General features: G+C 62.3%; 13 protein-coding genes and 1 tRNA gene. 8 read left to right on the plus strand and 6 right to left on the minus strand.

Annotation, left to right across the window (positions count from 1 at the left end; genetic code table 11):
• A complete protein-coding gene (locus tag MU553_RS01300) occupies window positions 1-579 on the minus strand; it encodes an MBL fold metallo-hydrolase (RefSeq protein WP_247373722.1) in 579 nt (192 codons plus the stop codon).
• A gap of 160 nt (window positions 580-739) precedes the next feature.
• Here MU553_RS01300 and MU553_RS01305 point away from each other — a divergent pair, with 160 nt between their 5' ends.
• Together MU553_RS01305 and MU553_RS01310 are read left to right on the plus strand one after the other, a co-directional pair.
• Window positions 740-1,321 (plus strand): HalX domain-containing protein, encoded by a 582-nt coding sequence (locus MU553_RS01305; protein WP_247373724.1) that lies wholly within the window; start codon window positions 740-742, stop codon window positions 1,319-1,321.
• A 5-nt stretch (window positions 1,322-1,326) separates the two neighbouring features.
• Window positions 1,327-1,995, plus strand: a complete 669-nt coding sequence (locus MU553_RS01310) for an RAD55 family ATPase (protein WP_247373726.1) — start codon at window positions 1,327-1,329, stop codon at window positions 1,993-1,995.
• A 15-nt stretch (window positions 1,996-2,010) separates the two neighbouring features.
• Here the strand turns inward: MU553_RS01310 and MU553_RS01315 are convergent, their stop codons facing one another.
• Window positions 2,011-2,349, minus strand: a complete 339-nt coding sequence (locus MU553_RS01315) for a cupin domain-containing protein (RefSeq protein ID WP_247373728.1) — start codon at window positions 2,347-2,349, stop codon at window positions 2,011-2,013.
• A gap of 236 nt (window positions 2,350-2,585) precedes the next feature.
• Here MU553_RS01315 and MU553_RS01320 point away from each other — a divergent pair, with 236 nt between their 5' ends.
• The 3 genes from MU553_RS01320 to MU553_RS01330 all read left to right on the plus strand — a co-directional run bounded on the left by MU553_RS01320 (window position 2,586) and on the right by MU553_RS01330 (window position 5,356).
• Window positions 2,586-3,215, plus strand: coding sequence for a hypothetical protein (locus tag MU553_RS01320; RefSeq protein ID WP_247373730.1), 630 nt, complete (start codon window positions 2,586-2,588; stop codon window positions 3,213-3,215).
• Between the two features lies 1 nt (window position 3,216).
• Window positions 3,217-3,960, plus strand: a complete 744-nt coding sequence (thyX, locus tag MU553_RS01325) for an FAD-dependent thymidylate synthase (RefSeq protein ID WP_247376123.1) — start codon at window positions 3,217-3,219, stop codon at window positions 3,958-3,960.
• 178 nt (window positions 3,961-4,138) lie between these two features.
• Window positions 4,139-5,356 (plus strand): helix-turn-helix transcriptional regulator, encoded by a 1,218-nt coding sequence (locus MU553_RS01330; protein WP_247373732.1) that lies wholly within the window; start codon window positions 4,139-4,141, stop codon window positions 5,354-5,356.
• A 63-nt stretch (window positions 5,357-5,419) separates the two neighbouring features.
• Here the strand turns inward: MU553_RS01330 and MU553_RS01335 are convergent, their stop codons facing one another.
• A complete protein-coding gene (locus tag MU553_RS01335; protein WP_247373734.1) occupies window positions 5,420-6,058 on the minus strand; it encodes a DUF6230 family protein in 639 nt (212 codons plus the stop codon).
• Window positions 6,059-6,552: 494 nt separating this feature from the next.
• Here MU553_RS01335 and MU553_RS01340 point away from each other — a divergent pair.
• Together MU553_RS01340 and MU553_RS01345 are read left to right on the plus strand one after the other, a co-directional pair.
• A tRNA-Glu gene (locus tag MU553_RS01340) sits at window positions 6,553-6,627 on the plus strand.
• Between the two features lie 53 nt (window positions 6,628-6,680).
• Entirely contained in the window at window positions 6,681-7,379 is a 699-nt protein-coding gene (locus MU553_RS01345) for a phosphoribosyltransferase (RefSeq protein ID WP_247373736.1), read from the plus strand.
• 31 nt (window positions 7,380-7,410) lie between these two features.
• Here the strand turns inward: MU553_RS01345 and MU553_RS01350 are convergent, their stop codons facing one another.
• Together MU553_RS01350 and MU553_RS01355 are read right to left on the minus strand one after the other, a co-directional pair.
• The gene (locus MU553_RS01350) at window positions 7,411-8,331 is read right to left on the minus strand and encodes a TIGR03571 family LLM class oxidoreductase (RefSeq protein WP_247373738.1); all 921 of its coding nucleotides are present in this window, start codon (window positions 8,329-8,331) and stop codon (window positions 7,411-7,413) included.
• A gap of 83 nt (window positions 8,332-8,414) precedes the next feature.
• Complete coding sequence (locus MU553_RS01355; RefSeq protein ID WP_247373740.1) at window positions 8,415-10,334, minus strand: transcription initiation factor IIB family protein; 1,920 nt, start codon at window positions 10,332-10,334, stop codon at window positions 8,415-8,417.
• 370 nt (window positions 10,335-10,704) lie between these two features.
• On the opposite strand from MU553_RS01355, the gene MU553_RS01360 reads away from it, so the two are divergent.
• Window positions 10,705-11,826 carry a glycine zipper 2TM domain-containing protein gene (locus MU553_RS01360; RefSeq protein ID WP_247373742.1) on the plus strand — a complete coding sequence of 374 codons (1,122 nt, stop codon included), beginning with the start codon at window positions 10,705-10,707 and terminating at the stop codon, window positions 11,824-11,826.
• Here the strand turns inward: MU553_RS01360 and MU553_RS01365 are convergent.
• A complete protein-coding gene (locus MU553_RS01365; protein WP_247373744.1) occupies window positions 11,810-12,151 on the minus strand; it encodes a hypothetical protein in 342 nt (113 codons plus the stop codon). The genes MU553_RS01360 and MU553_RS01365 overlap by 17 nt on opposite strands.
• Between the last annotated feature and the right edge of the window lie 93 nt (window positions 12,152-12,244).

Consider the following 12,244-nt stretch of genomic DNA (forward strand, 5'->3'; position numbering starts at 1 on the left):
TCACCCCATTCGGGCGGCCTGCAGGGCGAGTTCGACGTCCTGGGACGGGTTGGTCACTACGGCCGGACCGTGTCCCGTGTACAGTTCTTCGAGGTCGTCGTCGATCACGGCGACGAGGTGCTCGATGCTGTTGATGAGGAGTTGGCGGTCGCCCTCTGCGAGGTCCGTCCGGCCGAAGCCGCCGTTGGCGAACACGAGGTCGCCGGCGAACAGCACTCCCGCCGCCTCGGAGTAGAAGCAGAGGTGGTCGTTCTTGTGCCCCGGGGTGTGCAGTGCCACGTAGTCGTGGTCGCCGAGCGTGACCGTCTCCTCGTCGTCGATCTCGTGGTCGACGCCGGCGAAGTCGGGGTCGTATCCCCAGACGTCGACGTCGAAGGCGTCCGTCACCGCGCCGAGGTTCCCGACGTGGTCGGGATGCGTGTGAGTCAGAACGACGGCGTCGAGATCGTCCACGTGGTCACGGACTTCGCTCACCACGTCGAAGTCGTTGCCGACGTCGACGAGCACGGTGCGGTCCCCGTCGACCAGAAAGGCGTTGCTGGTGAAGACGCGTTGACCCCGAGCGAGATTTACAATCATAACAGTCCCTACAGTGACCCGCCGCTTGTGCGTACCGTTTTCCTGCGCTCCTCGTCAGCAGGGGCGTGGCCGAGAACCGCAGCCGCGTGGCGGTTGCCCGGGACCGGAACGACCCACAGGGCTATGTATGAGGAATGGTAAACGAGTAAAAGAGAGCAGAATGACAGACTCGACAGCGCCTGTCGTGTTGATCGTCGAGGACGAGCCCGACGTCGCCGAGACGTACAACCTCTGGCTCAAGGCGGACTACGAGGTTCGGATCGCCGAGAGCGGCGACGAGGGGCTCGACAAACTCGACGAAGACGTGAACGTGGTTCTCTTGGACCGGATGATGCCGGGCCTCTCTGGCGACGAGGTGTTAGCGCGCATCCGGAGCCGAGACCTGAGCTGCCGGGTTGCGATGGTCACCGCGGTCGAGCCTGACTTCGACATTCTCGAGATGGGGTTCGACGCCTATCTCAGCAAGCCGATTCGCAGTGAGGACCTCCACGACACGGTGGAAAAACTCCTCGAACGCTCGAACTACGACGACCTCCTCCAGGAGTACTACGCACTCGTGGAAAAGCAAGCGACCCTGGAGACGGCAAAGAGCGGAGCGGAACTGGCCGAGAGTGACGAATACGAACAATTACAGGGCCGGGTGTCCGAACTACAAGACGACCTCTCGCAGACGATGGGCGGTATCGAAGACGATTCGGACTTCATTACCGCGATTCAGCAGATCGGCGGAGATGACACGTAGCAACTATGTACGACCTCTCAAACGTTCTTGAAACCGAAGCGGTGTCGGAGATTCGTCCCGGGACGAGCGTACTCATCGCTGGCCCGGCGATGACTGGCAAGGAGAGCCTGGCGATGGAGATTCTCGCTGACGGGTCACGGAAGGGCGAAGGCGCGCTCGTCGTGACCACTGGCGACGACGCTGACACCGTCGTCGAGGACTACCAGGAACGCGTCTCCGGAGCGAACAACATCCAACTCGGCGTCGTCGACTGCCGTGCCGAGGGATCGAGCGGCCGCGGCGGCGATACCGAGACGCCCCCCGGGCTGTACATCCACCACGTCTCCTCACCGGGCGACCTGACCGGGATCGGGATCGGCATCACGAAGTGTCTCGAATCGCTCCACAGCAACGGTGCGACCGAGGGCCGACTCGCCCTCGTCTCGCTGTCGACGATGCTCACCTACACCGACCGCGAGACGGTGTTCAAGTTCTGTCACGTCCTGTCGTCCCGACTGGACGCCGCCGGCTACGTCGGCGTGTTCACCATCGACACCGGCGCTCACGACGAACAGACGCTCCAGGTCATCAAGCAGGCCTTCGACGGACTCATCGAAATCCGGGAGTCAGAAGGTGCTCGCCAGGCGCGCGTCCTCGGCATCACCGACAGCCCTACCACCTGGGCCACGCTGTAGTCCTGGCTGCCACCGCTACACCGGCGCTCCCGCCAGCACCAGTCTCGCCCGCTGGTCGCCCCGATTGTACAGCTGTCGAGTTTCGTCCGGGTCGATCCGGATCGCTTCTCCCTCGCCCAGCGTCACCGTCTCGTCGTCGAGATCCACGTCCACGATGCCGTCGACGACGCAGTACACTTCCTCTTGTCCGTCGGCGCTGTGGTCGTGTTCTTTGCCCTTGGCCCCCGGTTCGAGTGCCATGATCGTGAGGCCGAGTTCGTCCGTCCCGAGTGCGTCCTTCAGGAACCACATGCCGCCGTACTCGTCGTCGATGACCGAGTCGACGGTCGCTGTCGAGGCTGTTTGATAGCCCATGGCACGGATTCGGGAGCGAACGGTTTCAATTTACACGCCCGACCCCACAGAGAATAGCCGACAGATGTTTATCAGAGATCACGACGAAGGCTCTGTCTCGATGGGATCAGACAAGTGTCCGTCCTGTGGAGTGAAATACGAACGGTTGGATCAACACTGGGCCATGTCCGCAGCGTGTTCGTATCCAACGATTCCCGACGCGATCCACAAGATGCTCACGGGATTACTCATGGGTGATGGGACAGTTCACGAAGCGAAATCTGCGGCCAATCCGCGCATCGAGATCCACAACATCAATCACTTTTCTGTCGTGGATTGACAAACAGTTCGAGTGGCTATCTACCGGCGTGAAACTCCGACGAACCAGTGATGACATCTACGAAACAAACAGGGAATCGAGTTTGGAGCGATTTGCTTCGTGTGAATACAGTGTCCGCGATCAGTACGTTCTCACGACGAGACGCCACCCGGAACTCGAGAGGTACGTGAAGTGGTACGATACAGGTCAGAAACGATACCCGAGAGACCTCACCCTCTCGCCAACGATTCTCAAGCTATGGTACGTCTGTGATGGGCATCTGATCTGGGGATCTGGAGGACACGTCCGTCCACAGGTATGGGTCTCAGCGGAAAACGAAAGGGATCGGATTGCATACATTCGAGAGCTGTTCGAGCAGACACCGATTTCACCCTCTTTCCGTGATGGTCGGCTCATGCTCACCAGTGACGAGACGGAGTGGTTTTTCGAGTACATCGGCAGGCCAGTACCAGGATTCGAGTACAAGTTTGCGACAGAAAGCAAGGAACAGTACGAGAAAACGAAGGAAGCGTTTTATTGGAGGCACACGACCACCAATGCAACCTGACATGGAAGTCGAATTACTCGAGGCAACGTCCGAGCCGGAGCGGCTCATCTGCAAAGGGGCACGGAACGATTATATGGAGGAGTTCGTGGGAGATCTCTCGTTCGAGGAGATCATGACAACAGTGGAAGGGGATTCCACAGAAGAGAAGATGGAAACGCTGATCGGTCATCTGCTCGATCACGGCCACTTCGGCCCGTTCGAGCATCCCCAGGCCACCTTTGCGGTCAAGGGTATCAGTCGCTCTTGTATGGGTCAGATCACCCGTCACCGCCACGTGTCGTTCGACGTGCGTAGTATGCGGTACGTTTCCTTCGACGACGTCGATCCCGCGGACGTCCGCGAAGGTGAACTCGTCGTCACGCCGCCCTCGGCAACTGATCCGGACTGGGTGGGCCGCAACCAGAAGACCGGGAGCATCGGCGAAGACGAGGCCGAGCGCCGCGAACAGGTCTTCAATGACGCCATCGAGAACGCCGTCGAGTCCTACCAGGAACTCCTCGAACTGGGAATGCCGCCCGAGGACGCCCGCTTCGTCCTGCCGATCGGGACGGAGGTCAACATGGTCATGTCGATGAACGTCAGGATGCTCATGCACGTCGCGGACATGCGCGCCGCGGCCGACGCCCAGTGGGAGATCAGAGAGATGACAGAACGCATCCTCGATCTCGCCGAGGAGTGGTGTCCGATCACGTTCGAGTACTACGAAGAGCACATGAAAAACAGAAAGAACAGACTCGCCCCGTAACGGAGGATCGTTCTGCTCTCAAACACGTATTGGAACTGATTGTTTTCGACATCGGGCTGTGGAATCCCGGCACGGTTTCCCGCCGACGAATCACCGGAACGGACAGGTTTCGTTGGGAATCGTTCACTCGGTCAGACACAGTGTTTTTTATGCTGGCCGGCAGTTCATCTGCTACTAGATGTCTCGCCTGCTCTCGCTGGCTTTCGTTTGCGTCCTTCTGGTCGGGGCGGTCGTGATGCCTGCAGGTGTCGCGACGGCGACTGACGGTGTCCCTTCTACGAGCGACCGCTCGCCCGAAATGATGACGCCCAGTCGGTTCGCGTCCGCGACGTTCAACATTCACGTCTACGAGAACGGGTCGGCGCGGTGGTCGTTCAATTACTACACCGACTCGTTGAACGAGAGCGAGCGAACGCAGTTCAGGGACTACGCTCGGCGATTCGAATCTCAGGAACTCGACATGTGGACGAACTTCCGGGGGAGCGCCCGAGCGCTCGTCAACACGGGCGCCAACAGCACAGGCCGGAACATGTCGGCGACGGGGTTCGAACGGTCTGCCTCGCTCGAATCGGTCGGCAACCGCGGACAGGTGCGGATGTCGTTCGTGTGGCACGAATTCGCCCGAACGGAGGCCCAGCGAGTGATCGTCGGTGACGTCTTCGAAGGCGAGTTCTACATCGCGCCGAACCAGTGGCTGGTCTTCGAGACGGGGCCGGAACTGTCGTTCACTGCCGACGGAATCGATCCCGCCCCCGACGAGCACTCCGGGACGACGGTGGTCGAGAGCGACACGATCACCTGGTTCGGGGAGCAGCGATTTCCGGACAACCGCCCGCGAATCGTGTTCACTGCCGCGGAGCAATCTCGTGGCGCATCGTCACAGACGGCGACGCCGAACGTCTCGGCCAAGCAGGCAGGCGGCGACGGCTCCGTTCCGATCGTGGTGCTCGGACTCGTCATCCTCGTAGTCGGGCTCGTCGCCGGCGTCGTCTGGCGGTCGGGGCTGGTCGAGGCGGTTACCGCTGACACCGATCCGAGCGGGGACGGGGAGACACAGACGGACGCCGCTGCGAGTTCGCCCGCTGACACCGGCACGCGAGCAGTCGGGACTGAGACGGCCGACCAGGCCGCAGGCGACGAACCGGCGGTGACCGACGAGGAACTCCTTTCGGACGAAGACCGCGTGCTCCAGATGCTCGAGACGAACGGTGGCCGGATGAAACAGGCGAACATCGTCGACGAAACCGGCTGGTCGAAATCCAAGGTCAGTATGCTCCTGTCCGACATGGAAGACGACGAACTGATCAGCAAACTCCGGGTCGGCAGGGAAAACATCGTCAGCCTCGTCGGTCACGAACCCGACGCCGCAGGCTCACCGTTCGACGACGAGGACTGACCGGCGACGAACCGGGGACCGGAAACCCGTGGAAAAAATGGCGACGGGGCTACTTGCGGAACCTTACGTGTACTCGTAGTCACCGTCGTCGTCACTGTCGTACTGGAACTTGAGTTCGAGGTCCGGCAGCGTGATTTCGTCGGTTGCGAGGTACGTGGCCCGAATGTTGGCGTCCGTCATCTCGAGGCCGGGATTGCTCCCACCGTCGAGTTCGATCTGCCGGGTATCCGGCGGGTCGGACGGGGCGCGAATCGAGAACGATTCTTCGAGGGTGTCGGAATCACTCTCGCTGATTTCGAGTCCGCTGAACGTCGCCTCGTCAGCGGAGAGTTTCGGCGTCTTCAACAGCAGGCGGTCGATCGTGACCGTCCCACCGGACTCGATGACCAGCCGCGCTCTGCCGTCCACCGAATCCGAGTAGTCCGAGAGGTCGAGCGTCTTCGTCAGTCGAAGGTCCTCGATCTCGTTGTTTCGAAGCTCGACGATCGAGTGTGGGTAGTCGTCTTCGTTGCTCCCGTCAGCGAGGCCGGGATACAGGAGCAGGTCGTCGCCCTCGATGCTATCCGCCTGGATCTGGAAGCCGCCGATGCCGGCGACTGGCATGGCGAAGGCTGTTCCGGTGCTCAGAAAGAGGACACCGACGAGCGCGACGACCCCCAACGATGCGCCGGTGCTCTTAGCGAGGAGGTTTGTATCGTACATGGGTGCAGTGCTGCGATTGTCTCGTGACCGACCAACCGTCGCCCCTCCGTAGCACTCGACGTGGCTGACAGCTCCTGTCGCCACGAGACACGCTACCGCCCCCAAGAGGGTCCCTACTTCGTGTGGTTGCTCCAGCTATCGTACCCCCAAACCAACGCGTTCCTCTCTCGCAACCACCTGTGTACGTTCGTCAGTCTCTACCCAGTATATTTTCGCAACAATTTCGCGGGAATATACGCGAATCGCGGCCGTCTACTGTCCATTTACTTGCAGTCCACGATAGAGTCGCTCACGTTCGGCTGCTGCTCGCAGATTCTTGTTTCAGGCATTAGTTTGGAATTAAGGACCTGACTTCAGCTGCGGAGATCATCGGAACGACTGGTGGCAGTCTGGGAGTAACAGACTGCGGGTGCCGTGTCAGATGGTAATTCGCAGCAGGGCCGAGTCAAAGCGCAACTGTTAAACACAACTCGCGGCTACGAATGAGTGCACACGCTCCGATGGTGTAGTCCGGCCAATCATATTGCCCTCTCACGGCAATGACCAGGGTTCGAATCCCTGTCGGAGCATTCTACTACGGTCGCTTCGTTGTCGAGAGTAACCGCTCAAGGTGAACTCGAGAATGTCTGATCTGCCCGACGACTTCGACTGTACGATAACGAACTGGGAGTACATCTACGGTCTCTGTCGCGACGTCAGCGACCAGGTGAAGGCGTCCGAATTCGAACCGGACGTCGTCGTGGCACTCGCACGCGGCGGCTGGTTCGCCGGCCGGTGTCTCTGTGACTTCCTCGGACTCGACGACCTGACGAGTCTCAAGATGGAACACTACGTCGGGACGGCGGAGAAAGGAACCGAAGCGCAGGTCCGCTACCCCATGCCCGAGGGCTCCGTCGCCGACAAAGACGTCCTAATTATCGACGACATCGCCGACACCGGCGGCTCGATCAGCCGCGCCTACGAATACGTCACCGACCGCGAGGCCAACGACGTCCGCACGGCCACGCTCCAGTTACTCGACACCAGCGAGTTCGAACCCGAGTTCGTCGGGGAACACCTCGAATCGTGGACCTGGGTCGTCTACCCGTGGAACTTCATCGAGGACATGATCGAACTCGTCAGCGGCGTCATGGACCGGGCCGACCAGGAGGTGTTCGCCGAAGACGACATCCGTCACTTCCTCTCGGCGTATCACTCGGTAGACCGCATCGAGATGGAGATCGCCCAACCAGACCGGATGGACGAAATCCTCGCCGAGATGGAGCGGCGGGAGGTCGTCGTCGCCGACGACGACGGCTGGCGACTGGTCGGCGGATCGTAGGTCCCGCGACTGTCGGGGTCTCAGTCGACGGTCATAGCTGTTCGATGACCGACTGGGCGAATCGAGTGAGTTCGCGCTCGGGGTCGTCGCCGGCCGTCGAGACGAGCACGTGGTCGACGCCCATGGCATCGAGGTCGCGGAAGTATTCCACGAACCACTCGCTGCCAGCGCGGAACCCCTGATGGACGTGTTCCGGGTCGGCGGTCGGATCGTCGGCGAGTTCGGTCCGGACAGCCATCGCGTACGGTTTCGCACCGGCAACGGCTCGCCAGTCGTCGAGATACGTCTCCAGCGTCTCCCGCGGCAACTGATAGAACAGCCAGCCGTCGCCGTGCGTGCCGAGCCACTCCATCGACTGGCGTGACCGTCCGGTCGGCAGCAGTGGAATCGTCTCGGTCGTCGGTGTCGGCACGAGGTCTAAGTCGCCGTCTAGCTCTCCCCAGGAAGTGGCTAGCTCGGGGAAGTCCTCTCGCCAGACGGTCCGCATGACGTCGACGCTCTCGCGGAACAGCTCGCCGCGGTCGTCGCGGTCGACCCCGAACGCCGGGAACTCGGGATCGCGATCCCCCGTTGCGATCCCGAGCAGGAGGCGCCCGTCGGAGAGTCGATCGACGGTCGCCGCACTCTTGGCGACGTGGAGCGGGTGTCGGAGGGGAAGGACGACGCTGGCCGTCCCCAAGGCGATGTCGTCGGTGTGGGCGGCGACGTGACTCAGCCACGGCCACGTGTCGAACGTCTGTCCCGCGTCGCCGAATCGCGGCCAGTAGAGCGGCACGTCACGCGCCCAGAGCGCGTCGAAGCCGACGCGCTCGGCGTGTGCAGCGAGGTCCAGTTCCCGCTCGATCGCTGGCCGCGACTCCCGAGCCCCCGTGAGCGGAAATCCCGTTCCGAACGTGAGAGCGTCGGGGCCGAACACGCGCTGATAGCCTGCGTTCTCGTGACCGTCTGGCACAGACGTTGCTCGACGGCGGACGAGCAAGTGGGCTGTGGTTTCGGCCACTGGATCGAGATGTAAAAACGGCCAGCCGCGGGGAACTACTCCTGGAGCAACACGTCGATCGTCGCTTCGTCGACGGCCTGGGACTCGCGGCCGGCGACGTGGGTCTTCGCCAGTGCGATGGCTTTCTCGACCTCGATGTCGCCGAAGTCCTGGGAGAGGTCCGATTCGAGCAGGTCGCCGGTCCACGGCGTCTCTTCGTACGCGAGTTCGCCGCGGACGAGCGCGAGACACAGCGACACGAGGATGCTGTTCATGGCGTCCTCGATGTACTCGGGGTCGGCACCGCTGACGGACCCCAGCTCGTCGAGGTCGACCGGGGCACCACCGACCGTCGCGGCGAAGAACATCCCCCCGGCGGCCAGTTCGGACGCCGTGTATTCGAGATCGTCGTCGCGAGGTTCGTACTGTTCGAGCGCGCGGAGTCCCTCTTCACGGACGGTCTCGTCGAGGTCGAGGGACGCTGCGATCTCTTCGGCGAGCGACTCCGGACTGGACCGGGGAATCTCGACGGCGACTGTCTCGGCGAGTCTGTCGAGCCACGTGTGGAGCATCCGCACCTCGAACTCGCCAGCGGCAGCGATGTCGGCCGCCTCGACGTCGACGTCCTGGATTCGGCTGGCGGCCTGGACGGCTGCCCCGGCCATCTCGTTCGCGTCCTCGACGGAGAGCGTGTCGACGGCGTCACTGACCAGCCCACGGGCGAACACCCGGAGCGAGGCGCTCAGGTCGAGTTCCTCGGCGAGTTCGTCGACTTCGTTCTGGACGGCGTCCTCGGTCAGGTCGGGCGTCAGGTGCGACCGGTCGCCTGGCAGCCAGACGACGGTCGACCCCGCCTCTTTCTGGTCGATGTCGCCGTCGGCTGCTGCACTTTCGAGCGCGGACTGCGCCGTCGCGATCGGCACGTCGAGTTCCGCAGCGACGTGTTCCGTCGTGGGCAACTCGTCTGGGAACAGGGACTGGACGACCGCTTCGATGTCCCTGAACTCCCCGTCACCGGTCACCACAGCGTCAGCGTCGTCCCCATCGGCCGCCGACTCGTCGTCGTCGGCCGCCGTGGCGTCATCCTGCTCGTCTTCAGGAGCAGCCGCCGGGTCGTCCTCGCTGTCCGCGTCCTCGGCTTCGTCGGCGCCCGCTTCGGTTTCAGTCTGCGAGTCCGACGCCTGGTCGTCTGCAGCGGTCGTCGACTCGTCCGCGTCTTCGTCGGTGGCCGCTGGGGAATCAGCCGAGCCGTCCGGTCGGGCTTTCGCGTTTGGATCGCCGCTTCCCGGGTCGCTGGGAGCTGGTTCGTTCGACTTCGGCACTCCCGTCTCCGGATGGAGGTGGTACCGATCGTCGTTCGCGAGTCGCTCCTTCCCGAGCGCGTCGCGGAGCTTCTTGCTCCGGTTCTGGACGGTGAACTGGCCCGTCCCCAGCGTGTCGCTGATGTCGCTTTCGGTGAGGTCGTCGTAGCCGTTGAGCTTGGCAGCCAGATAGAGAATGGACCCGGCGATGCCGTCCGGAGACGTTCCTTCCGCGATCATTTCGGGGTCCTGGGTGAAGACGTCGACGAGAATGCGGTTCGCGACGACGATGATCCCGTCCGGGAGACCCAGGTCGGTGCCGAACCGCTCGATGAGCGCCCGCGGCTGCGGTGGCGTCCCCTGGAAATCGAGATTCGCTGTGAGTACCCCGAACAGCGAGGTGATCTCGTCGGGGTCGAGCGGCTGATCGCTCAGCGTCTTCGACCACGTGTCGGCGATGTTCGCAACCGTGATCGGCAACCCGTCCTCGCGCGTGGTGAGCGACAGCACCGCCGCACCGATGGCCGCGTTTCGTTTGTCTTCCAGCACTGTCACGGAACGAACGCCGTCGAATCGCTCGCGCGCGCTCCGGGCAGTACTCTCCGGAATCCCCAGCGCTTCGCACACGCGCGCCAACTGCTGTTCCGTATTGTCCCGTTCGGGGGTACTCGACATACTTTTTGGTACTAGTTAGCAGCCTCTTAATACTCCCTCTGCCATCAATCGCTAGATTCGAAGCCGCAATTCGAAGGGTAGATGGGTCGTAATCCACGCATACGCATTCGTTTCGCCCATAATAGAGAGAACACAAGTCGGCGACACAGCCCAGGAGTCACACCGCAGTTTCTCACTAGACACCGAAACTGTAGGTCCAGTGTACTGGTACGTCGTCCCCATTCACGCAGGTTCTCACACGGACGGTCGCCTGGCCGCGACCACGAGTCACAGACAGGGTGGTGTGAACCTGCTCCCGTCGTGCGACGCAAACCCAAGGGAAAAACAAGCCGACAATTGACTTAACCCGAGATTCACCGAACCGCCTAGCATGGGGGACGGTAGCACAGGGTTCGCCGTCCCGCCCTCGTTCGCCGATCGGAGCAAGGTGGGGCTCGTTCTGGGTGCACTCGTCGGGGCGCTACTGTTCAGGCCTGTCGGAGGAGCGGTGGCACTCGTCGGGTGGATCATCGGCGGGGTCGTCGGAGCCGAGGTTCTGCAGGCAGAGGACGGCGGCCAGGTACGGCTTCTCTACGCCCTCGAAACGCTCTCGTTCTCGTTGCTGGTGATCCTCTCGGAATACGCGCTGTTGACCGTCCTCACCGACTGGGGCCGGATCGAAATCGAGGCGGTGATCGCCGTTGCGGGACTGGTCACGCTGGGCGTCTTCCTGTCGTGCGACGACGTCGTCACGAACGGCTACAATCTACTGATCGTCTTCGGGGTCGTGGGGCTCGTCACGCTGGCTCTCGTTCCACCCATCGTGAGTGGCGGGGGCTACGGCAACGGAACACCGACACCGACAGAGACACCGACAGCCACCCCTTCGCCGACGCCGACGCGCACGTCAGAGCCGGCGTACGAGCCGAACTGGACGTTCGCGATTCAGTTCGTCGACAACACCACCTACGAGTACTACGCCGCCCGATGGACCTACGAGTGGGTCGGAAACGTTGCCGCGTACGACACGCGCCAGGCAGCGTACGACGACAGATCGACGCTGCGCGCTGCAGACGTGTCGCGACTGACCGTCGAACAGCAACCCAACGGCACCTGGGAGATCCGCCGGGATTTCGGCGAGAACCGATCGATCGCGTCACGGTGGCAGTTCGTTCCGCGGATCGTCTCGGACACCGGGACTGCGAGCGGGATATTCGCCGACGACCTCCACATCTACGATCAGCGAGACATCGCGTCGGTCGAGATCAGAGAGCCGCTGGGAACCCATCGGTTGCCGTCCATCGCCGAGCAGGGGATTCAGAACGCAGACGACCGACAGTCCGCCACTCCGCGACGATCAGAACCCGCCCGGGACGATTCGACCTCGGCGCCGACGCAGCGACGAGTCCAGGTTCCCTGGTGGTTGTACGTCGTGTACGGCAGCCTCTTCGTCTTCGGGGGGCTGTTGCGGGCGTTCGAGCACGACCTGTCGCCGACTACTCGGTCTCGGTGACCAACACTCCCCACAGGAACAGTACCGTAACGAGACCGAAGATGACCAGCGACGCCAGCAGGAAGGTGAGCGCCAATCCGAACGGCGTGTCGATACCGTACTGGGTAGTTCTGATGACGACGTTCACCAGCAGTATCGTCGCGCCGGTGAGGAAGATGACGGAGAAGCCGCCACCGACGAGGACGATGTCCCTGACTGGAAGCCAGTGCTGCGTCTCGTCGACGTCGCGGAGTTGGCCGATCGTCATCTGGAGGACGATGCCCAGAAAGGGAAACAGCAAGGCGACGAGTTGTATCAACAGGAGCGTCATTTGCTGGAGGTCCATACCGGGAACTCCACTCGAATCCGGGAAAGACGCCCGACCGGAACCAGCACGCAGTCGGGGACTACGACGGGTCACCGCGCAACCGCTCGAAAC

The sequence above is a fragment of the Halorientalis brevis genome, assembly GCF_023077655.1.